Source organism: Bacteroides graminisolvens (assembly GCF_963666085.1).
Classification (GTDB): Bacteria; Bacteroidota; Bacteroidia; order Bacteroidales; family Bacteroidaceae; genus Bacteroides; species Bacteroides graminisolvens.
The window spans coordinates 2250138-2273857 of sequence record NZ_OY762556.1; the positions used below are offsets into that span (position 1 = coordinate 2250138).

The window sequence follows — 23720 nt, forward strand, 5'->3', positions numbered from 1 at the left end:
TTTATGAAATTTTTAGTATTAGGTTGTAATGGAATGGCTGGTCATATCATATCATTGTACCTGCACGAAAAAGGGCATGAGGTCTTGGGCTTTGATAGGCAGAAGAGTCAATTTATACCGTCAATTGAAGGCAATGCTTTTGATACAAATACAATAAAGCAAATAATTGCTGAAGGTAAATTTGATTCCATAATAAACTGTATTGGAATACTAAATCAATTTGCCGAGAAGAATCATGCATTAGCTGCATATTTGAATTCCTATTTACCTCATTTTCTTGTAGAAAGAACAACTGGTACTAACACACAAGTTATACATATGTCAACTGATTGTGTGTTTTCTGGTAAGAGAGGCTCTTATACAGAAGATGACTTTCAGGATGGAGAATCTTTCTATGACCGTTCTAAAGCTCTCGGAGAGATTAATGATGAAAAGAACCTAACACTTAGAAATTCAATAGTAGGCCCAGATATTAACCCTGCTGGCATTGGACTCTTTAATTGGTTTATGCATCAGAGTGGTGAGATTAATGGATATACTAAAACAATGTGGACAGGGCAAACAACACTTCAATTAGCTAAAACAATGGAGGTTGCTGCAGTTGAGCGTGCTCACGGTTTGTATAATACAGTTCCGAATTACTCTATTAGTAAACATGACCTTTGTTCATTGTTTAACAAGTATTTACGCAACAATGCACTTACAATACATCCTGTTGATGGTGTAGTAGCAGATAAATCCCTTAAAAGAACTCGTTTTGAATTTTCTTATCTCATCCCAGATTATGAAACTATGGTTGCTGAGTTAGCTGATTGGATCATGAAACATAAAGGGATGTATCCACATTATAATTTGTAAGCAATGAATAAACTGAAACTTATGACAATTGTGGGCACCCGCCCAGAGATTATTAAGATGTCAGCTATCATTAAGAAGGCCGACAAATATTTTGATCAAATTCTTGTACATACTGGTCAGAACTACGACTATACACTCAATGAAGTGTTTTTTAAGGATTTAGAACTTCGAGAGCCTGACTATTACTTGGGTGTAGTAGGCAATAATGTTGGTGAAACTATGGGTAATGTCATTTCAAAGGCTTATAATCTTATGGTTGAAACTAAACCTGATGCCGTGATTGTACTTGGTGATACAAATTCTTGTCTTTCTATCATCGCTGCAAAACGTCTTAAGATACCAATCTTCCATATGGAAGCCGGAAATCGTTGCAAAGATGAGAATTTACCAGAAGAGGTAATCCGTCGTATCATAGACGTTACTTCTGACGTGAATATGTGTTATTCGGAGCATGCTCGCAGATACATCCTTCAGAGTGGTGTAAGACCAGAATATACTTATGTTGTAGGTTCACCTATGGCAGAAGTACTGAAGGGAGTTCTGCCTCAGATTGAGGCTAGTAAAATTCTTGAAGAACTAGGCTTGCAGAAAGGTAAGTACATCCTTCTGTCAGCACATCGTGAGGAGAATATTGACATTGAAGTTAATTTTTTGTCCCTCATGAACGCTGTCAATGAATTGGCAAGTACTTACGATATGCCAATACTCTACAGTTGCCACCCACGTTCACAGATGATGATTGAGAAGAAAGGCTTCAAGTTCGATGAACGAGTTATCCAGCACAAGCCACTTGGTTTCTTGGACTATAACAAACTCCAGCAGAACGCTTTCTGTGTGGTTTCTGATTCAGGTACAGTCCCTGAAGAAGGTGCATTCTTTCACTTCCCTGCAGTTTCTGTACGTACATCAACCGAACGTCCAGAAGCCATGGATAAGGCTGTATTCACAATTGGTTCCATCACATCAGATCAAGTGCTTCAAGCAGTGAATATGGCTGTAGAGATGCACGCTAATGGTGATGATTCTTGTGACGTACCTGCTTATGTGGATGGTAATGTTTCTACTAAAGTCGTTAAATTAATTCAAAGCTATACTGGCATCATCAATAAGATGGTATGGAGAAAGTAAAAAACTAAATTAAATTAATATAATGGAAAACTTAGCAATAAATGGCGGTACGCCTGTTAGAAATAATAAGATATTCTATGGTCGACAATGGATTGATGAGGACGACATTTTAGTGGTTTCTGAAACTCTAAGGAGCAATTATATAACATGTGGTCCCAAGGTAGAAGAATTCGAGAACAAATTGGCAAATTATGTAGGTGCAAAATATGCAGTTGCTGTTAGCAATGGAACAGCGGCATTACATTGTGCCTGCATTGCTGCGGGTGTAGGGCCTGGAGACGAAGTGATTACTGCACCAATCACTTTCGCTGCAAGTGCAAACTGTGTGCTTTATTGTGGTGCAAAACCTATATTTGCTGATATTGATCCAGAGACTTATAACATAGATCCTGCAAGCATTGAAAAACTTATCACACCTGCAACAAAAGCTATAGTAGCTGTAGATTTTACAGGACAGGCAGTTAAGGTAAAAGAGATTAGAGATATATGTAACAAACATAATCTGGTTTTTATTGAGGATGCAGCTCATTCCATCGCTACAAGTTATAATGGTAAAAAAGTAGGTAGTCTTGCGGATATTACCTGCTTTAGTTTCCATCCTGTTAAGACTATTACTGGTGGAGAAGGAGGGGCTTTAACAACCAATAACTTAGAGCTCTATAAAAGGATAGTATTGGCTCATACGCATGGTATTACCCATGAAGAAAAAATGATGGAAGAAGCCCCTCATGAAGGTATTTGGTATTACGAACAAATAAGTCTAGGATATAACTATCGTATGACTGATTTTCAGGCAGCTTTGATTACAAGTCAACTTAATAAACTAGATTATTTCGCTTCTCGAAGAAAGGAAATAGTATCTATGTATAACAAAGCTTTTAAAGATATTCCTGAAATTATAATCCAAAAGGAAATACCAGAGTCTGATACATGTCGTCATCTATACATAATACGTCTTAATTTAGATAAACTTACATGCACAAGAAGAGATTTTTTTGATGCAATGAGTCTAGAAAATATTCAATGTCAGATTCACTATGTTCCTGTATATTGGTTCCCTTATTATAAACATTTGGGATACAAACGGGGGATATGTCCAAATGCAGAGGAGGTTTATAAAGGTATCATGAGTATACCTCTTTATCCTATGCTTACAAATGCAGATGTTGAAGATGTGATTCATGCAGTTAAAAAAGTAGTTGAATATTATAAGAAATAAAATTAATTCAATTGATGTTTAGTTTATTATGGATCAATGTAAATTAATACTAGGTACTGTTCAGTTTGGCTGTCAGTACGGAATTAATTCTGCTGGACGTCCTTCAACAAAACAGGTCTCAGATATACTTTCTTCTGCAAAGGGAAGAGGAATACAGATACTTGATACCTCTTCTGCTTATGGTAATGCAGAGGAAGTTCTAGGATATGTTAATGCCTCTGATAATTTCAAGATCGTTTCTAAGTATCCTAAGTGTGATAAGTCTGTTGCTGAGACTTTTGATTATTCATTAAAGGTCTTGCGTACCAACTATCTTTATGGATACCTTTTACATCATTTTGAAGTTTACAAGGAAAACAAGGCTGTTTGGAATGAATTTATCGCATTGAAAGAATCTGGTAAGACAGAGCGTATCGGTTTTTCTTTGTATGAACCAACAGAGCTTGATCTGATTTTAAATGATGGTATTCCTTTCGATTTGATTCAGATACCTTATAATCTTTTTGATCGACAATTTGAACCATACTTCAAACAATTGAAAGAAAGGGGAGTCGAGATTCATGTTCGTAGTACTTTTCTTCAAGGACTTTTTTTTAAGAATCGTAACTTACTGCCGGAAAAGCTACAGCCTCTCATGAAATATCTGATTCAGCTTGATAATTTTGCCTCTGCAAATAGTATTACTGTTGGCGATGTGGCTTTGAATTATAATCTTCAAAATTCATTTATAGATGGTGTGTTGATTGGTGTAGATAACAACGAACAACTTAATCAGAATTTCAATTCAATTTCAGATATTGCCATCAATCTTGATATTAAAGTAAACGAACAAGAGTTACTTAAACCCGTAAATTGGAAATAAATATGAAAATTTTAGCAATAACACAGGCTAGATATGGATCAACACGTCTTCCTGCAAAAATTCTAAAGGAGGTGAATGGTAAGACTCTTCTTGAGATTCATTTGCGTAGGATTCTTCAGTCTAAAACAATTAATAAACTTAAAATTGCAACTACTGATGAAGAGGGCTCCAAATATATTATTGAGGTTGCTGACAAAGTTGGCGTTGAATATTTTAAGGGTTCTGTAAATGACGTTCTAACTAGATTCTATGGAACAGCTTTTCCTGAGAAACCTGATTATGTTATTCGATTAACATCTGACTGCCCTCTCATAGATCCGAATGTAATTGATGTAGTTGTTACTTTTGCTATTGAGCATCCTGAATATGATTATGTTCGTACAGATGCGAAAAGCTTTCCTGATGGGCTTGATGTAGAGGTAATGAAATTCTCTGCAATTGAAAAAGCATACAATGAGGCCAATTTGAAATCAGAGAGAGAACATGTTACTCCTTATATTTGGAAGAATGGAACTATTAATGGAGGCACTTTGTATAAGACCTATAACTATCCAAATCCTGCAGGCAACTTCAATGCGGATGATTATCGTATCACAATTGATGAGCCAGAAGATTTTCAGGTTTTGAAGATTTTGATAGACAATCTTGGGATTGAGAAGGATTGGAAAGTTTATATTGACTTTCTTCTAGAACACAAGGAAGTCTACGATATCAATAGTAAGTTTGGGAATAATGAAGGCTATGTAAAGTCTATAGCTAATGATTCAGTAATCAATAAGTAAATATTATTAACATGGGAAAAGGACAAGAGCTTTATAAGAAAGCTAAAACAATGATTCCTGGTGGTACAAGTTTGCTGTCAAAACGTCCAGAGCAATTACTGCCAGAGAATTGGCCAGTGTATTACAGCAAATCAAAGGGCTGTCATGTATGGGATCTCGATGGTCGTGAGTACATTGATTGTGGCTTGATGGGCGTTGGTACCAATACTCTTGGTTATGCTCGTGAAGAGGTTGATGAGGCTGTAATAAAAGTGGTTCATGATGGTAACCTTACTACTTTTAACTGCCCTGAAGAGGTTTATCTCGCAGAACGTCTACTTAATATGAATCCATGGGCAGGTGGTGTACGATATACTCGTGGCGGTGGTGAAGCCAACTCAATGTGTGTGCGTATTGCACGTGCTTATACAGGTAAGGATAAAATTGCTATATGTGGTTACCATGGATGGCACGATTGGTATGTTTCGGTGAATCTTGGGGATAGTGATGCACTTTCAGGGCACTTGCTTCCTGGAATTCCTACTAGTGGTGTACCTAAAGGCCTTCGAGGAACATCTATTCCATTCCATTATAATGATTACGAGGAACTCCTTGGCATCGTAAATGCAAATCCCGATCTTGCAGCTGTTAAGATGGAAGTTTGTCGAAACTTTGGTCCAGAGAATAACTTTCTCGAAAAGGTACGTGCCCTCTGTTCAGAAAGAGGCATTGTACTCATTTTTGATGAGTGTACAAGTGGTTTTCGTGAAACATTTGGTGGACTTCATATGAAGTATGGTGTATATCCAGATATGACTATTTACAGTAAGACCATGGGGAATGGGTATGTTATTGCAGCTGTACTAGGTAAAAAGGAAATCATGGAATCAGCGCAGGGATCTTGGATTAGTTCTACTTTTTGGACGGATCGTATTGGCCCTGCAGCGGCTCTCGCTGCACTTGACGTAATGGAAAAGACAAAGTCTTGGGAGTATATTACAGAGAAGGGACTTCAGAATAAGGCTCGTTGGCAAGCTCTTGCTGACAAATATGATTTGAAGATTAATCAGTGGGGTATTCCTGCACTTGCTGGTTATACATTTGATTCGCCAAATGCACTTGCTTATAAGACGTACATTACTCAGGAAATGCTTAAGAAAGGTTACCTTGCTGGAACATTGATGTACACATGTTTAGCACATACACAGGAGATTCTTGATGGGTACTTTGAGGCTCTTGATCCAATTTTTGCTGATATCCGAGATTTCGAAGATGGAAAGGATGTAATAAAGGCTCTCGAAGGGCCTGTTTGTCAGGCTGGTTTTAAACGTCTTAACTAAGACTAATGAACAAGCGTAAAATCTATTTCAGAGCAGATGCTAGTGCAACTATTGGGTACGGACATTTTGTTCGTACCCTTGCCCTAGCAGATATGCTAAAGGATGAATTTGATTGTGCTTTTTTTACACAAATACCTACTCCGTATCAGATTGCGGAGATGGAAAAAGTATGTCCCTTCGTCGTCCTTGACTCAGAAACGAAGTTTGATGACTTTCTTTCTTTTATTTCTGGTGATGAAATAGTTGTTCTTGATAATTACTTTTACACATCTGAATATCAAAAGAATATCAAAGAAAAAGGATGTAAACTTGTTTGTATTGACGATATTCATGACCGGCATTTTTATGCAGATGTAATCATTAACCATTGTATAAGCAGTTATAGTTGTTACGATGCAGAGGATACAACTAAATTTTTCCTTGGTGTAAAATGGGCTCTGCTTAGGACACCTTTTCTTAAAACTGTTAGTTCCCCTAAAGACAGTAATCAATGGGTGATTTCATTTGGAGGCTCAGATCCTTATAATTTAACATTTACTTACGTTAAATATTTAAAGGATCATTTACCTTCTTGCCAAATATCACTTTTATTAGGGGATGCATACTCTCATCTTAAAGAGGTAGAGGCAATAGAAGGTGTTTCTATTTATAGCAAGCAGTCTGCACAGCAAGTTGCAGATTTATTTCTTTCGGTAGAAAATGTTATATGTTCTGCTAGCACTGTTTGCTATGAAGCTCTTTCATGTGGCTGTAGGGTTTTTGCTGGATACTATGTTGATAACCAAATTGAGTTTTATAATAATCTTTCTTCCCAAAAATTAATATCTCCTTTAGGTAATTTATTGGAGGAAAACCCGTTCATTGATTTTGATTTTAAGGACGACGAAGAGAAGCCTTCTTTTTCTGATGTGGGTACAAGATACATAAGCATTTTCAACGCACTATCTTTAAAAGTCGTTGACTATCCGACTATGACTTCTAGTCAAAGTTTTAAGACATGGAAATGTCGAAACTTGCAACAAATTAGACAATGGATGACTAATCAAGCTCCATTTTCTTTTGATATGCATTCAAAATTTTTAAGTGGCCTTTCAGAGGATTCTTCTAAATTATACTATTCTTTTTTTGATGAGGAGATTTTTGTAGGATCTTATGATTTCGTTGATATTAAAGATGGAGAGTCTGCAGAAAGAGGACTATTCGTAAATCCAGAATATCAAGGCCAAAATGTGGCAACAATGATGGAACTCTTTTTAGATGGAGAAATTATTAAACGAGGAGTTAAAGTCCTTTTGGCAGAAGTTCTAAAAAATAATATTCGCTCATATAGATTTCATTTAAAGTTAGGATATATAGTTTATAAGGAGGACGATAATTACTTCTTTTTAAAAAGAAAAATATAATGGCAAAGACTTTTATTATTGCTGAATTATCGGCAAATCATGGACACAGTTTGGATACGGCATTAGCTTCTATTAGAGCTGCAAAAGTAGCAGGTGTAGATGCAATTAAGATTCAGACTTATACTGCAGATACAATTACCTTGAATAGTCGGAATAATGATTTTGTTGTAAGTGGCGGTACTTTATGGGACAATATGAGTCTTTATGATCTCTATAAAGAAGCGTATACACCCTGGGAATGGCATGAAGCGATTTTTGAAGAAGCAAAAAAAATGGATATTGTTTGCTTTTCTTCTCCATTTGATAACTCAGCTGTTGATTTACTCGAATCATTAGATAATCCTATCTATAAGATTGCCTCCTTTGAAATAACAGATGTAAACTTAATTCGGTATGCAGCTAGTAAGGGTAAGCCGATGGTTATTTCTACTGGTATTGCAACACTAGAAGATATCGAATTAGCAATTAAAACATGTCATGAGGTAGGAAATTATGATGTTGCTCTTCTTCGTTGTGTTTCTGCCTATCCAGCGCCTCTTGAGAGTGTTAACCTTAGAACTATGAATGACATGAAGGAGCGCTTTGGTGTAAAGGTTGGATTGTCGGATCATACTATGGGTTCTGATGTCGCTTTAGCTGCAGTTGCACTAGGAGCAGTAATGGTTGAAAAACATTTTATCATGGATAGATCTATCGGGGGGCCTGATGCTGCATTTTCGATGACAACAGAAGAGTTCAAAGAAATGGTGGTTTCTATCCGCAATGTAGAAAAGGCAATAGGCAATGTTGTGTATCCAACAGACCCATCCTCAATTAAAGGACGTCATTTTTCTCGTTCTTTGTATGTTGCTGAAGACATGAAAGCAGGAGATATCATCACTGAGAAGAATGTTCGTTCTGTTCGCCCTGGATTTGGGTTACATCCTAAATACTTGAACGATATATTAGGGAAGAAGGTAGTATGTAACTTAGCTTTGGGCACCCGTTTTTCATTAGATTATATATTATAAAGGCGTTAAATGTGGATTTATATTGATTTGACGTGATTTTATAATAGAAAAAATGAAAAAGAATCATATGAAATATTTCTTGTATAAATGTTGATTTATTCTTTTGTGTTTGTTCGCTTATTTGATTTTAAGACAATTGTATGGAGCATTATTGCAATACTACTAACTTGGAGTTTGTGTGTTCTTTTTGGATTGTATTGGAATAAAGCTTTTAATTCTTATATATTGAAACTAAAATGAATTTAGTAAATCTTTTTAGAAACAAGGTTGTTTTTTATTTATCTTCGAGATACATAACCTATTTAGTTCAGTTTGTAACTTCTCTTTTGATAGCTGATAAACTTGGTCCATACTATCTAGGCGTTTGGGGATTTGTTCTTTTATTGCTTAATTACTTTGGACAAATACATTTTGGTATATCTACATCTTTTAATATTTTGTACATACATAATAAGGATAATGAGTATAAAAAAAACTGTTATATTGCAAATTCGCTAACGCTTAATGGATACCTTGCTGTTGCTGTCATTTTAATTTATATAGTATACCTCTGTAGTGGTGGAACATGGTTTGAAAAGTATGAATGTGATAAGTATTTTTTGTTAGTATGCGTAATTGCTGTCTTGCAATATTTTCAACAATTTTTAACTTTTTTATTTCGCGTAAAGAATAAATTGGGATTAGTGGCATTGTGTCAATCCCTTATTGTGGTTTTAAATTTCGCTGCTGTTTTACTGTTTGCTGGTGAAAACTTGGTCTATGGTCTTACTTTTGGCTATTTTTTTGGATACTTGACAATATTAATTATTGCTTTTTTTACAAGAGATTATCCTTGCAAAGGAACATTTAAAATAAGCCTTACTTGTCAAAAAGAGATATTTACTAAAGGTTTGAGCCTCTTTTTATTTAATTCTTGCTTTTATTTTATTGTAATATCTGTAAGATCTCTTGTTAGTGCGAATTATTCGGTAGAAGAATTTGGAATATTTACATTTTCTTTTACGATGGCTCAGGCTGTCATGTTGTTAGTTGAGTCGCTAAACTTTATTATATTTCCTAAGGTCGTTCATAGACTATCATCACCAGACAATAAAGAGGTATTTGCTATGCTGGAATCATATAGGATTGCATATATTACATCTTCTCATTTTTTGATTTATATAGCACTTTTATTTTTTCCACTATTATTATTACTGTTACCGAAGTATTCTGATGGTTTAATATCTCTAAATTTGATCGCGCTTAGTGTACTTATGAATACTTGTAGTGCCGGTTATTCAACGCTTCTCATATCAAGGAATAAAGAGGTTATATCTGCATTTCTGTCTGCTGGAGCTTTAGTCTTAAATATTTTATTAGCTCTTTGCCTGATCAAACTCTTTGGTGTCACTTTTGACTATGTAATATTAGCGACTCTAGTTACTTATTTATTTTACGCTATTGCAGTAACATATTTCGGCTATAGAGAGTTGGGGGTAAATAAATTGGTGGTTACATTAAAAACCTTTTTTCCTTTCAGAATGATGGTTCCTTATTTATGTGCATTGCTTATATGCATTATGAAGATAGAATCATTAATATGGATACCGGTTTTAGTATTTGTATTTTTGAACACTAAGGATATAAAGTCTGTAATCTCAATGGGGAAAACAATTATACAAAGGCCGAATACTGTAGACTTTAAATAATAAATTATGGAATATATAGAATTAAAGAACTCCGATCTTAAGGTTTCACGTATCTGTATGGGAGGTTGTCCAATGGGAGGTTATGGTTGGGGAAATGCTCAGGAACAGGAACTCTTGGATGCAATCAATGCTGCTGTAGATAATGGCATTAATTTCTTTGATACGGCAGATACATACGGTTTAGGTCAATCAGAAAAAACTTTGGCAAAAGGACTTGGCTCAAAACGAAAAGACGTTGTAATAGAATCTAAGTTTGGCGTCCGTTTTAGTGGAGGAAAGACTGTTTATGATAATTCATCTGCTTATATTCGAGAAGCACTTGAAGGAACGCTTCAACGATTAAACACAAATTATCTGGATATTTACACTATCCATTATCGTGATAATACTCCAATAGAGGAAGTTATTGATACTCTTGTGAAACTCAGAGAGGAGGGTAAGGTTAGATACTTTGGTCTTTCAAACATACATGAGGAAGGTTTACTCGAATTGCTCCCTTATAAGGGCATGTTCGTAAATTGTCAGGATGAGTACTCCTTGGCATGCAGAAAGTTTGAAGGAGATCTTACTGAAATTGCTTCTTTAATGCAGCTGAATCCTTTGACTTGGGGTAGTCTTGGTCAAGGTATTCTGACAGGAAAGTATGACAGAAATGCAATGTTCGGTAATGATGATCGTAGAAGTCGTGACATATATGTTAACTTCCATGGTGAGAAGTTAACGAAGAATCTGGATATTGTTGATGCTATGCGTCCTATTGCTGTATCTCATGGAGTCTCTATCGCTGCCGTTGCTATACGCTTTATTCTTGACTACCTTAAAGATTCTGTTGTATTGGTTGGGGCTAAACGACCTGCACAGATACTTGGCAACTGTGAGGCTATTGGATGGGAGTTAACTCCTGAAGAAATTATAATACTTAATGAGATTTCAAAATAATGAAGAAGACAAGTGAACAATTGGCATGGCTGATCAGACGTCATGCTGTAGAAATGACTCATCTTTCGGGTGGTTCGCATATTGGTGCTATTATGTCGGTAGCAGATATTGTGGCTGTTCTTTATTCTGATGTAATTAACTATGAGCCTTCTAAACCCAAATGGGAGGGGCGTGATCGTTTCATCTTGAGCAAAGGGCATGCTGGCGCAAGTATCTATGCAGCATTAGCTGAGAGTGGTTTTTTTCCAGTTGAGGAATTGAAGACACATTATGCTAACGGTTCCCGTTTAAGTGGCCATGTATCTCATCATCTTCCTGGTGTGGATTTCTCTACAGGTTCCCTTGGTCATGGCCTTTCTGCTGGTGTAGGTATGGCTTATGCACTGAAAAAAAGTGGGCGTAAAGAGAATGTGTATGTTGTTCTTGGTGATGGAGAATGTAATGAAGGATCTGTTTGGGAAGCTGCCTTATTTGCTAACCATTTCCGTGTTAATAATATTGTAGCTATTGTTGACCATAATCATATGCAGAGTCTTGATTTCAATGAAAATACTCTAGGAATAGAGAATTTCTATGATAAGTGGAAAGCGTTTGGATGGAATGTTATTGAGATAGATGGCAACAATCACGATGATTTGAAACGTGCTTTTGAGTCTGCAAAGGGAATGGCGCAAGAATCGTCTCATAAGCCTACTATTATCATTGCGAATACTGTTAAAGGATATGGTGTTTCATTTATGCAGAATGATATTCTTTGGCATTACCGTTTTCCTCATAAAGGATGGGAGTATGATGGTGCTGTAGCCGAGCTTTATGCAACCAAGCCAGAAAATATTCAGGATCCTTATACACCTTATGGTATTGATAATCCAGTATTGCCAACTGATAAGGATGACATAGGCAATGATCACACTTTCAGCTATACTTGGGATACAAGTTATCCTGAGCAGATGCGTCGAGTAGAGGCAACTCCAGGTGCTGGAGGTCGTGAGCATTACATTAATAATGAAAAGTAAAGTAAACAATGAGAGATGCATTTGTAAAAATTCTTGTCGAAATTGCAAAAGAAAACAAGAATATTGAACTCATCACTGGGGATCTTGGTTTTGGAGTTTTAAAACCTTATTGGGAGCAATGTCCAGATCAATTTACCAACGCAGGGATTGCAGAACAGAATATGACTGGTATTGCAGCCGGTATGGCTCTTGAAGGTAAGACTGTGTTTACCTATTCTATTGGGAATTTTCCAACTCTTCGTTGCCTAGAGCAGATTCGTAACGATTGTGCTTACCACAAAGCTAATGTTAAGGTAGTTTGTGTTGGTGGTGGTTTTGTATATGGTTCTTTGGGTATGAGTCATCAAGCAACTGAGGACATTGCTATTCTTCGTGCTTTGCCAGATGTAGCAGTTGTGTGTCCCGGAGATATTGTCGAAGCAGAGGAAGCCACTAAGGCAATTGCTACATATCCAGGAACAGTTTATTTGCGTTTAGGTCGTGGAGGAGAGAATCGTATTCATGACCACATTGATAATTTTCAAATTGGTAAAGCTATAAAAATTCACGATGGAGAGAAAATTGCGATTTTCTCGACAGGTGCAATTTTTGAGGAAATTGAAAGTGCTGAAGAGGTTTTGAAATCACATGGCATTATTCCTGTTGTTTATACATTCCCTACCGTTAAGCCAATTGATCGAGAAGTCATCGAGAAGATTGCAGATGAAGTGGATTTAATTGCAACTTGTGAAGAGCATAATATTATAGGAGGTTTTGGTAGTGCTGTTGCAGAAGTTATGGCAGAAAAACGCCATAAATCGACACTTTTACGAATAGGTATTCATGATGCATATTCAATCAAAGTTGGAAATCAGAAATATTTACGTCAGCAATATGGTATTGATGGCCCAGCTATAGCAAAACAGATTCTTGAAACTTTGAATAAGTAATTTTCGATTTGATTAGCTGTCCGCATAGTTAGTGTATTCTCCAGTGTCGTAATACTAGCGGGCAGCTCTTTTTTTTACAGTGACCTTAATAGTACAGCCCATTTATAATATAAGTAATCTTATTATTTAGCCACATAGAACGGGTATAAGAAATGAATCAATTATAGTCGCTTGGATATTAGTAATCTTGAAAGAATAGTTGTTGTTTGTAAATAAGAAAAACAATATGAAAATCGAAAAATATGATGGTTCTTACAATCGAATCATCAAACCTATTATTGGCTTTATTCTTGCATTAATTCTACTTCTCCTTTTATGGCCAGTGTATGTGATTATTGCATTATTTATAGCGTTTGAAAGTGGTTTCCCTATAATCTACTCACCACTCAGAGGTGGTTACAAGAATAAACCTTTTCATATCTATAAATTTCGATCTATGGTTAAAAATGCTGATAAGATTGGTGGTGGAACGACGGCCCTCAATGATCCTCGTATTACTAAAGTTGGAAATTTCTTACGTAAGACAAAGTTGGATGAAATTCCTCAACTATTTAATATTTTGCGAGGCACGATGAGCTTTATCGGACCAAGACCTGAATTGTTGCAATATGTCAATATGTATGATGGCGAAGAGAAACTTATACTAGAAGTTCGTCCTGGAATTACGGATTTCAGTAGCATTGAATTTATTAACCTAGATGAAGTCGTAGGGGTAGGAAATGCTGATGATATGTATGAAAGAAATGTATTAAAAAGGAAGAATGAACTACGAGTTAAATACGCAAAACAGGTTTCATTTTCCACTGATTGTTATTTATTTTTTAATACGATTATGGGTGTTATTAACAAAATATACAATTTTATATTTCATAAGTAGATTTCACATTCTACGGATACAGTTTTTGCTGCGTTTCCGATTCTATTGTTATTTATATTGTATTTGCAATCCCACTGATAACAGGATATCTGCTAAATAGCTTGTAAATATTCAGAATCGATTTTTCTATGGAACTACCTTTAATCGCTTTTTAATAGCATACTTTAAGCAAACACATTCCTTGTAGTAAATCTGCCTGGTTTTGTATCAACCGATACAAAGCCAGGCAGATTTTTTTTGTCCCTACGCCAACAAATAAATCAATAAGTCAACTCACTATTTAATCCATTTCAATCAGCAATATAATTTGAACAACTAAACAGTTGATTTGTTACCCATTGTATGGGTTAACTCTTAAATATAAGTCATTATGAAAAGAATTTATTTTTTACTTTTTCTTGCAGGGATTGTTAGTGTTGCTAATCAAAGTGAAGCTTGTACCCGTGTGGTATATAAAGGTCCGCATAACACTGTGCTGACAGCTCGTTCTATGGATTGGAAAACTGAGATTGATGCCAATCTGTGGGTTTTTCCCAGAGGTATAAGTAGAGACGGACAGGTGGGGCCGCTTTCTGTAAAATGGACGTCGAGGTATGGCAGTGTCATTGCCAGTGCCTGGGATATTGCCACTGCCGATGGTATGAATGAAAAGGGGTTGGTAGCGAATGTGTTATGGTTGGCAGAATCGGAGTATCCTCGTTTCGATCCGCAAGGAGGAAAGCAGGGTTTGGCCATTTCACTCTGGGCGCAATATATGTTAGATAATTTTGCCACTGTGAAAGAGGCCGTCGGTTACATGAAGAATGAACCGTTCTTGGTAGTCAGTGATTATATTCCCGGAACAGATAAATTTACGACTTTGCATCTGTCTCTATCCGATGCGGATGGTGATAATGCCATCTTTGAATACATAAACGGTAAGCTGGTGATTCATCATGACCCAACTTACATTGTAATGACGAATTCTCCCATCTTTGAAAAGCAACTTGCATTAGATGAATATTGGAAAGGGATTCCGGGCACGGTGATGCTTCCGGGGACCAACCGTGCGGCTGATCGTTTTGTCAGGGCTTCTTATTACATACATGCGATTCCTCAAACAGACGATGTGCGTACTTCAATAGCCAGTGTTTTTAGTGTTATTCGCAATTGTTCCGTACCGTTTGGCATTTCTTCCGAGACAGAACCTAATATTTCATCAACACGATGGCGCTCGGTGGCCGATCATAAGAATCAAATCTATTTCTTTGAAACAGTGTTAACTCCCAGCACTTTCTGGGTAGATTTGAAGGGATTTGATCTAAGTGAGAAGAAAGGGAAAATAATGAAACTTGACTTGAGTAATTTTGCAACTTACAATGGGGTGGTTAATGCTTCTTTTAAACCGAGCAAGCCTTTTGTTTTTTTAGGTATCTAAACAAATAGGAGTTGAATAGGTGGGGTTGTTACAAGTGGAGACCTATCTGTTTACATAAGTGCCTTAAATGATGATCTATTCTTTCTGCCCAATAGGGGGGCACATGGTGTTTTAAAGCGTATTCGTGGAAATGGCTGACGGCAAGTACTACTTCAGAAATTATCTTTTGTTCGTTTTTGATACTGTTTTCTTTGGCGAATTGAGTAAGGTCATGAACAGTGATATTTCGACTCTTGCCAAGAATAGTCAACGAATGGCCATTCTCATAAGCTGCTCCATTCAAATGGGTAGTGAAGGTCAGGTCGTAGGCAGGAGTGATATGCCAAGCCGCTTTTTCATCCATCATGAATGAGAAGTTTTTAATATGGTCGTCAACATTGGCAGCTATCACATTAAACACCATGCGGCGGTATTGTTCTGAGATTTCTATGGCCGGTATGTTCAGTAGGCGGCAGGTGGTAAATAGTTCCTCGTAGCTGGTAGCATCGGGATAGTGCCATCTCATAATAAGCCATTTCTACATTGGTGAAAGGAAAATCATCACTCTCGGCAAATTTCAAGATATAATAGGTGTAGTCCGGAGGCAATGCTACTTGTCCGGAACGTATATCTCCTGTTTCACGGTTAATAGCAATGATGGCTTTAGGATGTTGACCACCTGCAGATGTACCTACTTCATACAAGCTTTGGAGATTGAGTGCTTCTCCTGAAAGCACGATAGCTTTTTCTCTTTCCTGAAACAGTTTTTTGGCTAGTTGATATAGGCTGTCAATTTGTACGGAGGAGGATGTTTCGAAACCAGCGGTAGCCGGTGCATACTCAAGCGCACCCATGCCTCTTTTTCCAATGAATGATAATTTATCAACAGGCGATAATTGTCTTAGGGGAATATGGTTCTGGGCTGCCCATTGCTCAAAGACTTTGTTACCCCATCTGTCAGGTAGGGAATCGGCTATAAAAGGGGGAAGTCCTTGATAAAGCTTGTCTTTATGACCTATGATTGGAAGACAATGTTATTTTGCATGTCTTACTCTCTTAGGCTTATTTTTGATAATTTGTTGCATAGCATATGGTGAAACAGGTATTTCCGGCAGAAGTTCTTCTACGTGATCCAGACAATCTACTGCCCGGAGCAACCCCAAAAAATTGTTCATGGTGATATTATACATTTTTCCGTTTTCGAATTGGCGTAATGTCACCACACTTATTCCGGCCTTGTTTGCTGCTTCTTGTTGAGTAAGCTGACAAGACAGGCGGTATTCTTTAAAACGCTTGCCCAATTGCATGACTATTTCCGCATTAGACAATGCTAATATGTTATTTTGATCATCCATATAGCAAAGATAAATAAATTTATGGTTATGTGGAAATAATAGAGATAAAAATAAATATATTTATGGTTAGGTGGGGCTTTATTCAAATTGTATCATATCTGAGATTTGCAGGAAATATTCATTTGACCAGATAGCCAGCTCTTGACGATTAATGACGAAATCTTCGACATCGGCTTTCACTTGATTCATGTTGGTTGTGGCAAGATGTTCCTTGAGAATTCCCATAAATTCCTCTTTCGACATCACTTTTCCATTGAATTGCAGAATACGTTCCTGTAAATGTGCAAAGTTCAGTTTGATACCGTTGCGCACGTACCATTCAAAATCATACCAATCACGACCTTTTACTCTATGTTTCCAGGAACGGAAAACTAATGCGTGCATTTTTCCTGCAAAAAGGTCAGATAATGTATAGCATCTTGTCATAAATGAGAATGGTTGAAGTAATAACTTCTGCTCAGTGGAAAAATGCAATGGAGGTTGGGTATCTACTTCAATCTTTATCTTGGTGCATTTCTCTGTTTGAAAGGATACGTCGTAAACATTAGTATTGTCCTTTAAGAATGCTGACTCTACTTTGCCGAAGTTTTGCTTGTCCTTTTTCTTGATTTCTACTATACGTCCGGCAGCCTCAAACTCTTTGATAATTGCGGGAAAATAGGATTCAAAATTGAAATTGGTATCGGGAGCTAGAAGAGAGAAGTCCATGTCTTCACTGAATCTGCCTAATCCATGAAATATTCTCAAGCAAGTACCGCCATAAAAGGCTGCACGTTGAAAGAAACCTCCGCGATAAAGTCCCGAAAGTGTAATCTGTTGCATCACTTCATAGGATGCATTTCGTTCATCTATAAGTGTGTTGCTCTTGTATCGAGCAAGCATCTGTTCGTATATATTCATTTTTTTTCTATCAATTTGGCGATGTTTAGCAATGATGTTTTCTTCCGGCCGATTTGAGCACATTCACGGAATATAGAGGAATTCATCTTCTTTAAGGCATCCATATCAAAGCGGATGTCTTCTTCAAGATATTGTTCCGTGGAAGTGAGAAACCGCAAATTAAGATTAGGCGTTGATATAACCAAATCACAAAGGGCTTTTTCGGGAGAGGCTATCATGTAGCTTACTCCTTCCTCGGTGTATATGGTAACACCTATACTGTAATATTTTGGTGGGCACTGCACGTACACAAATTCACCTAACGTGGTTTCTATTCGTCTTGAACGCTCGGTGGTCATAGACTTTATGGAGAAAACCCGTTCCGGAATTAAACCGTATTCACGAAGGGCGGTTTGCATGGATACGTATGAACGACCATAGAGATGATTGGCTATAAGCCCGGAAGATAGTTTTTTACCGGAGATTTTGGGCGCAACGACATAAATACCACGCTTGATGCGTATCAGATCACCTTGTCGCTCCATATTCATTAGTTTTTGAAGCGGGGCATTGTATCCTTTCAATAAAGATGTTATAACATCTGCATTTACGGGTACATTTCCGAACTGTTTGAGGTTTATTTCCATGGACATAAATAAACATTTTCGCAAATATAGTAATTATTTGCATACTTAATTAGATTTTTTCTAATTATCTATGCAAATTTTGTCGTTAATGGGCACTTCATGCGGATATCTTCTGCGGATAGGAAAAGAGTATAAATAATGTAACCAATCCTTAATCAGTCTGAAATTTCGTTTCTGTCTCTTTGCAAAATAAAAAAGCAAAGGATATGAGCAAGGTTTATTTATTAGTATCGGTGGCTTTATTTTTGGGTTATCTGTCTGTCAGTGCTCAAAATGATAAAGCCTTGGCCATCAACATGGAAAAAAGACCTGTTGTCAGGGTCAGTGAAGTGGGTAACAGCTGGGAATTTCTTTCCGGTTTTCGAGAATCATTCAGTGATGAGGATATGCGTAATACTGAACATTTTCTGGGCAATAAAGTGGGCTGCATGCTACAGTGCATGAAGGAGGCTTATTTCAGAAAAGAGGAGGTGGTGCCGGGTGATCCTCAGACGCGTACGGTGTTATTGAAGCCGGAAATTTACAAATCGGTTGTTGCCATTGAGAAGTACCTGAAGAAATGTGTGAAGGAAAAGACGCTGGAGAGAGCTCAGGCGGAGCAGGATTTTACGCACGTATTACAGGTGGCTCTGGCGGCTGTTGACACTGAACAAACGGAGTCTTTCGAAAACGAGTTGCAGAAAAATAAAAAAGACCAGTCTAATCTTATTTGTCTTTTCAAAAGGGTAAAGGTGAAAAGTATTTATTAAATTCGGAAAACATGAAATTGAAATTGTTTTTTTTAGTAAACGTTTTATTCCTGGGTTCTTCATTGCTTTCTGCTCAGATTTTAGTGAAGGGCACGGTGAAAGATAGGCAGGGAAGTGCCATTCCGGGGGTAACGGTAAAGGTATTGGATAAGGATGTAATGGTGGTTACGGGACTGGAGGGACAGTATGCCATTTCGGTTCCTCCGCGTGCTACGCTGGAGTTTTCTTTCGTAGGAATGAATAGTCAGAAGATTGAACTTGGAAACCGCACGTATGTGGATGTGGTGATGAGTGATTTGTTGACGGAGCTTGATGAGGTGGTGGTAACTGCCGTAGGTATTAAGCAGCAAAAAAAGAAACTGGGGTATACTACGCAGCAGCTTCAAGCGCAGACAATAGAAGAGTCGCACTCGCTTAACCTGGGAAATGCGTTGTCCGGGCAGATAGCGGGTTTGAATGTAACCAATCCGACGGGATTGTTTCAGGCTCCTTCTTTTTCGCTTCGTGGAAAAACACCGCTGATTGTGGTTGATGGTATTCCCATTGAATCTGATATGTTCGATATTCCGAATGAGGATGTTGAGAGTATCAATGTGTTGAAGGGTACTTCGGCATCGGCTTTGTATGGCTCGAGGGGTAAAAACGGGGCGATTTTGATCATGACCAAGAAGGCGAAGAAGGAGGGACTGGAAGTGGCTGTGTCTCTTTCGTCAATGGTATCTGCCGGTTTCACGGTTTTCCCTGAAACGCAAAATCAGTATGGTAGCGGATCGGAAGGGAAGTATGAGTTCTGGGATGGAGCCGACGGGGGGATATCTGACGGTGACATGACGTGGGGACCTAAGTTTGTGCCCGGTTTACTGGTTAAACAGTGGAATAGCCCGATCCGGAATAAGGCGACGGGGGAGACGATTGACTGGTGGGGTAATGTGAAGGGTTCTGTGTATGATGATCGTTCGCTTTACGAACGGGTGCCCATTGCGTTTGAGCAACACGATAACCTGAAGGAGTTTATGCGGACGGGGATTATTACGAAAGCCAATTTCTCCGTTGCGCACAAAGGGAAGTCGTCAAACACTTTTGTGTCGGGTAATTATGCGAATCAAAAGGGGCAGGTGCCCAACACCAGTGTGAATACGGGTGGCATTACTTTCAATCATGATTATGATTTGAGTAACAACCTGAAGTTTACTCTGAATTTGTCTTATAATAAGGTGTACTCGCCTAATTATCCGCGCTATGGATACGGACCCAAAAACCACATGTACACCATCATGTTATGGATGAGTGATGATGTGGATATCAGGGAGCTGAAGAAACACATGTACAGACCCGATAAGGAGGGGTATGTGCAGGCGAACTATAATTATGCATGGTACAACAATCCTTATTTCATGGCTTATGAATTTACGCAGGAGCACAACAGGGATGTACTGAACGGACAGGCTAAGGTGATATGGGATGTGACGCCTGAGTTTTCTATTCAGGGACGTACTTCGGCACGCTCGCAAACGTTGTTTGAGGATATGAATGTGCCCAAGTCGTATATGAATTATGGCGACTCACGCAATGGTGATTACAAGGATTGGAATACGAGGCAGCTGAATGTGGATGCCGATGTGCTTGCCACTTACTCGCATGCGTTTTCGCGTAATCTGGCTTTGACTGTGAACGGGGGGATTTCTTCTTTCTACAGGCGTTATCAATCGGAATATCAGTCGACCGACGGACTGATTGTGCCACGGGTTTATAACCTGAGCAACAGTCAGGGACCGGTAACAGCTACTAACAAGCTTCAGGAGAAGGCTATCAATAGTGTGTACGGAACGGCTAATCTGGATGTGTACAATGCGTTTTTCTTAACGGTGACGGGACGTAACGACTGGTCGTCAACATTGCCCAAGGGGAATAACTCGTATTTCTATCCGTCGGTAGCGGTAAGTACTCTTTTATCTGAATACATTAAACTGCCTAAATACATTGACTATTTGAAGGCGCATGCTTCATGGGCGGTGGTTTCGAGTGATCTGGATCCGTATAGCATTGTGTCAACGTATTCAAACAGTACGCTTTATGGTGCCACTCCGTCGGTCAGTTATCCTTCTGCCTTAAAGAATTCGGATATCAAACCGCAAAAAACGACGTCTTATGAGGCGGGTCTGGCGACTTCATTTGCCAACAATAGGGCCAGTCTGGAGCTGACTTATTATCATGTGGTTGATGAGAATCAAATTATTGACTTACCCATATCCGAGGCGTCGGGATATACTTCTCGTAAGGTAAACGGAAACGTGAGCAAAACAAATGGATTGGAGTTGGTGCTGGGTGTTGTGCCGATTAAAAGAAAAAAGTTTTCGTGGAGTTTGACGACTAACTGGACTACAAGCATCCGCAAGTTGACCGAGGTGTATGGCGATATGGCTAAATATGGTAATTTGAAGGTGGGCGACCGCATGGATGCCATTTATGCTACGGTGTGGCAGAAAAGTGCCGATGGAAAACTGATTCTGGGTGCCAACGGTATGCCGATAAAGGATAGTTATGTGGCCAAAGTAGGCAATGCGGACCCGGATGTTCGTTTTGGCTTTCAGAATGTATTTAAGATTGATAAATTCAGGGTGAACGTGGACTTTGACGGAGCGATAGGCGGAACGCTGATTTCAACTACGCACCAAAAAATGTGGTGGGCCGGTAAGCACCCCAATTCTGTTACGTGGCGTGATGCCGAATATGCAGCGGGTAAGCCGGTTTATGTGCCTCAAGGGGTAGTGGTGACCGGTGGAGAGCTGGTTCGTGATGTGAACGGTCATGTTACGTCGGACTCGCGCACGTATAAAGAGAATACGACGGCGGTGAGCTGGCAGACGTGGTGTCAGAATTATCCGTACCGGGCAGCGGTGACGGAAGAGGAGAGTGAGGAGTTTGCCAATACGTTTAAACGTAGTTTCCTGAAGCTGCGCAGAATTTCGGTATCGTATGACCTGACAAACGTGATTGGAAAGAAGCACTTCAAAGGACTTGACGTGACTTTGTTCGGCAATAATCTGTTCGTTTTGAAGAAAATGCCTTACCTGGATCCCGACTTCGGACCGACTGACGGTGACTTGCAGGACCCTTCTTCACGCTACATAGGCATCAGTGCTACAGCTAAATTTTAAACAATAACAAGGAATTCAAATGAAAAAAATATGCTATTTACTGGTATTCATCCTGGTGTCTGCATGCAGTAATTTCGGAGATATGAATACGGATCCTAATAATGTGGTTGAAACGCACCCGCAGCTGTTGCTGACTAATGTGTGCTGGAGTGCTTTTAGCGAGAATTCAACTTCGCCATTGTATGCTGCTAAATACTTGGTGCAGTCGGACGGTGAGAGTAGTGAGCAGTTTTATAAATGGACGCGCGGTTCTTTTTCTCATTATTCGAGTCTTAAAAATGTGAATAAGATGCAGGAGGAGGCCGAAAGTATTGATGCAAAGGGGTATGTGGCGTTGGCTCATTTCTTTCGTGCGTGGTATTTTTACAAGTTAACCTTGACTTTCGGCGATATTCCGTATTCGGAAGCGTTGAAGGGAGAGAGCGAGGGTGTGTATGCTCCGGCTTATGATGCCCAGAAGGATGTGTTCAATGGCATTCTGGCCGAGTTGCAGACGGCTGATGAGTTGTTGCAGGCGGAAAAGGATGCTTTGGAGGGAGATATTATTTTTGATGGTAACTTGATGAGCTGGCGGAAAACCATCAATGCGTTTCGTCTGAAGGTGTTATTGACGCTTTCGAAAAGAGCAGGTGATGCGGGGACTGACATTAAGCAGCGTTTTGCTTCGATTGCCACTGCTTCTCCGTTGATGACTTCGGCTGCCGATAATGCGCAGTTGGTGTACATTGATCAGGAAGGTAACCGTTATCCGCAATTTAACAGTAGCTCATTTGGATCGGGCATGTACATGGATTCTACTTTTATTGCTTTGTTGGCCGAAAAGAAAGACCCACGTTTGTTCACTTTCTGCACGCAAACCAAGAATGCGCAGGATAAGGGATTGGCTGTGGATGATTTCACGGCTTATGACGGGGGGGATCCGGCGGCTCCTTATGCTACGGTTAACCTGAAGGCTGTGGCCGGTAATATTTCGAAGCCGCACGCTCGCTTTTACAGCAGTGCAACCAATGAACCGCAGATTTTAATGGGGTATGGTGAACAGGAGCTGATCTTGGCGGAGGCTATGGTTCGCGGATGGATAACGGGCGATGCCGCCACTCATTACAATGAGGCGATTAAGGCTTCGTTTAAGTTTTATGAGACCTATGTGCCTGCGTATGCGGGTTACCTGACGGAGGCTGCTGCACTGAATTACATCGGGTCTGAAAAGGTGGCTTTGGCAGCGGCTCCGGATGCGGAACAGAAGATAAAGCGGATCGTTGAACAAAAGTATATCGCTTCTTTCTTTCAGGGGATGTGGACTCCTTTCTTTGAACACTTGAGAACGGGCTACCCGGCTTTCAGAAGGTTGCAGGGAGTGGAGGTACCCAAACGCTGGATGTATCCTTTGGCTGAATACAACAACAATGCGACTCATGTGCAGGAGGCTTTGCAGAGTCAGTTTGGCGGACAGGAAAAAATAACTGATGCAACGTGGTGGCTGAAATAATTCAAAAGGTTATGTTT

The 23720-nt window shown here is 38.9% G+C and carries 22 protein-coding genes and 1 pseudogene; 17 read left to right on the forward strand and 6 right to left on the reverse strand.

What is annotated here, in order from left to right; genetic code table 11:
* The first annotated feature begins 3 nt into the window (after nt 1-3).
* From ACKPCE_RS09305 to ACKPCE_RS09370, 14 genes are all read left to right on the forward strand, one after another.
* Nucleotides 4-858 (forward strand): sugar nucleotide-binding protein, encoded by an 855-nt coding sequence (locus ACKPCE_RS09305; RefSeq protein WP_319504961.1) that lies wholly within the window; start codon nt 4-6, stop codon nt 856-858.
* A gap of 3 nt (nt 859-861) precedes the next feature.
* Nucleotides 862-1986, forward strand: coding sequence for a non-hydrolyzing UDP-N-acetylglucosamine 2-epimerase (gene wecB / locus ACKPCE_RS09310; RefSeq protein WP_319504962.1), 1125 nt, complete (start codon nt 862-864; stop codon nt 1984-1986).
* 22 nt (nt 1987-2008) lie between these two features.
* Nucleotides 2009-3205, forward strand: coding sequence for a UDP-4-amino-4,6-dideoxy-N-acetyl-beta-L-altrosamine transaminase (gene pseC / locus ACKPCE_RS09315; protein WP_319504963.1), 1197 nt, complete (start codon nt 2009-2011; stop codon nt 3203-3205).
* A 28-nt stretch (nt 3206-3233) separates the two neighbouring features.
* Entirely contained in the window at nt 3234-4067 is an 834-nt protein-coding gene (locus ACKPCE_RS09320) for an aldo/keto reductase (RefSeq protein WP_319504964.1), read from the forward strand.
* 2 nt (nt 4068-4069) lie between these two features.
* The gene (locus tag ACKPCE_RS09325; protein ID WP_319504965.1) at nt 4070-4849 is read left to right on the forward strand and encodes a cytidylyltransferase domain-containing protein; all 780 of its coding nucleotides are present in this window, start codon (nt 4070-4072) and stop codon (nt 4847-4849) included.
* An 11-nt stretch (nt 4850-4860) separates the two neighbouring features.
* The gene (locus ACKPCE_RS09330) at nt 4861-6168 is read left to right on the forward strand and encodes an aminotransferase class III-fold pyridoxal phosphate-dependent enzyme (RefSeq protein ID WP_319504966.1); all 1308 of its coding nucleotides are present in this window, start codon (nt 4861-4863) and stop codon (nt 6166-6168) included.
* Nucleotides 6169-6173: 5 nt separating this feature from the next.
* Entirely contained in the window at nt 6174-7571 is a 1398-nt protein-coding gene (gene pseG, locus ACKPCE_RS09335; RefSeq protein WP_319504967.1) for a UDP-2,4-diacetamido-2,4,6-trideoxy-beta-L-altropyranose hydrolase, read from the forward strand.
* Nucleotides 7571-8581, forward strand: a complete 1011-nt coding sequence (gene pseI, locus ACKPCE_RS09340; protein ID WP_319504968.1) for a pseudaminic acid synthase — start codon at nt 7571-7573, stop codon at nt 8579-8581. Before pseG ends, pseI begins: the two co-directional genes overlap by 1 nt.
* 236 nt (nt 8582-8817) lie before the next feature.
* The gene (locus tag ACKPCE_RS09345) at nt 8818-10269 is read left to right on the forward strand and encodes a lipopolysaccharide biosynthesis protein (protein ID WP_319504969.1); all 1452 of its coding nucleotides are present in this window, start codon (nt 8818-8820) and stop codon (nt 10267-10269) included.
* 6 nt (nt 10270-10275) lie between these two features.
* The gene (locus ACKPCE_RS09350) at nt 10276-11208 is read left to right on the forward strand and encodes an aldo/keto reductase (protein ID WP_319504970.1); all 933 of its coding nucleotides are present in this window, start codon (nt 10276-10278) and stop codon (nt 11206-11208) included.
* Nucleotides 11208-12224 (forward strand): transketolase, encoded by a 1017-nt coding sequence (locus ACKPCE_RS09355; RefSeq protein ID WP_319504971.1) that lies wholly within the window; start codon nt 11208-11210, stop codon nt 12222-12224. Before ACKPCE_RS09350 ends, ACKPCE_RS09355 begins: the two co-directional genes overlap by 1 nt.
* An 8-nt stretch (nt 12225-12232) precedes the next feature.
* Nucleotides 12233-13153 carry a transketolase family protein gene (locus ACKPCE_RS09360; protein WP_319504972.1) on the forward strand — a complete coding sequence of 307 codons (921 nt, stop codon included), beginning with the start codon at nt 12233-12235 and terminating at the stop codon, nt 13151-13153.
* Between the two features lie 226 nt (nt 13154-13379).
* Nucleotides 13380-14030: a sugar transferase gene (locus ACKPCE_RS09365; protein ID WP_319504973.1), complete on the forward strand. Its 651-nt coding sequence runs from the start codon at nt 13380-13382 to the stop codon at nt 14028-14030.
* Nucleotides 14031-14400: 370 nt separating this feature from the next.
* The gene (locus ACKPCE_RS09370; protein WP_319504974.1) at nt 14401-15447 is read left to right on the forward strand and encodes a linear amide C-N hydrolase; all 1047 of its coding nucleotides are present in this window, start codon (nt 14401-14403) and stop codon (nt 15445-15447) included.
* Between the two features lie 28 nt (nt 15448-15475).
* Here ACKPCE_RS09370 and ACKPCE_RS09375 read toward each other — a convergent pair whose 3' ends face one another.
* From ACKPCE_RS09375 to ACKPCE_RS09400, 6 genes and pseudogenes are all read right to left on the reverse strand, one after another.
* Entirely contained in the window at nt 15476-15952 is a 477-nt protein-coding gene (locus ACKPCE_RS09375) for a HipA domain-containing protein (protein WP_319504975.1), read from the reverse strand.
* Nucleotides 15840-16280 carry a hypothetical protein gene (locus ACKPCE_RS09380; protein WP_319504976.1) on the reverse strand — a complete coding sequence of 147 codons (441 nt, stop codon included), beginning with the start codon at nt 16278-16280 and terminating at the stop codon, nt 15840-15842. Before ACKPCE_RS09380 ends, ACKPCE_RS09375 begins: the two co-directional genes overlap by 113 nt.
* A gap of 42 nt (nt 16281-16322) precedes the next feature.
* Nucleotides 16323-16448, reverse strand: a pseudogene (locus ACKPCE_RS09385) (hypothetical protein); the annotation flags it as partial.
* Between the two features lie 12 nt (nt 16449-16460).
* Nucleotides 16461-16781 (reverse strand): helix-turn-helix domain-containing protein, encoded by a 321-nt coding sequence (locus tag ACKPCE_RS09390; RefSeq protein WP_319504977.1) that lies wholly within the window; start codon nt 16779-16781, stop codon nt 16461-16463.
* 78 nt (nt 16782-16859) lie between these two features.
* A complete protein-coding gene (locus ACKPCE_RS09395) occupies nt 16860-17681 on the reverse strand; it encodes a nucleotidyl transferase AbiEii/AbiGii toxin family protein (RefSeq protein WP_319504978.1) in 822 nt (273 codons plus the stop codon).
* On the reverse strand, nt 17678-18313 hold the full coding sequence (locus ACKPCE_RS09400; RefSeq protein WP_276962628.1) for a type IV toxin-antitoxin system AbiEi family antitoxin domain-containing protein: 636 nt from the start codon (nt 18311-18313) through the stop codon (nt 17678-17680). Before ACKPCE_RS09400 ends, ACKPCE_RS09395 begins: the two co-directional genes overlap by 4 nt.
* A 200-nt stretch (nt 18314-18513) precedes the next feature.
* Here ACKPCE_RS09400 and ACKPCE_RS09405 point away from each other — a divergent pair, with 200 nt between their 5' ends.
* Genes ACKPCE_RS09405 through ACKPCE_RS09415 form a run of 3 tightly spaced genes read left to right on the forward strand, consistent with a single transcriptional unit; the run spans nt 18514 to nt 23703 of the window.
* Entirely contained in the window at nt 18514-19056 is a 543-nt protein-coding gene (locus ACKPCE_RS09405) for a hypothetical protein (RefSeq protein WP_277639629.1), read from the forward strand.
* Between the two features lie 11 nt (nt 19057-19067).
* Nucleotides 19068-22214: a SusC/RagA family TonB-linked outer membrane protein gene (locus tag ACKPCE_RS09410; protein ID WP_319504979.1), complete on the forward strand. Its 3147-nt coding sequence runs from the start codon at nt 19068-19070 to the stop codon at nt 22212-22214.
* A gap of 19 nt (nt 22215-22233) precedes the next feature.
* Nucleotides 22234-23703: a SusD/RagB family nutrient-binding outer membrane lipoprotein gene (locus ACKPCE_RS09415; RefSeq protein ID WP_319504980.1), complete on the forward strand. Its 1470-nt coding sequence runs from the start codon at nt 22234-22236 to the stop codon at nt 23701-23703.
* Nucleotides 23704-23720 lie beyond the last annotated feature (17 nt).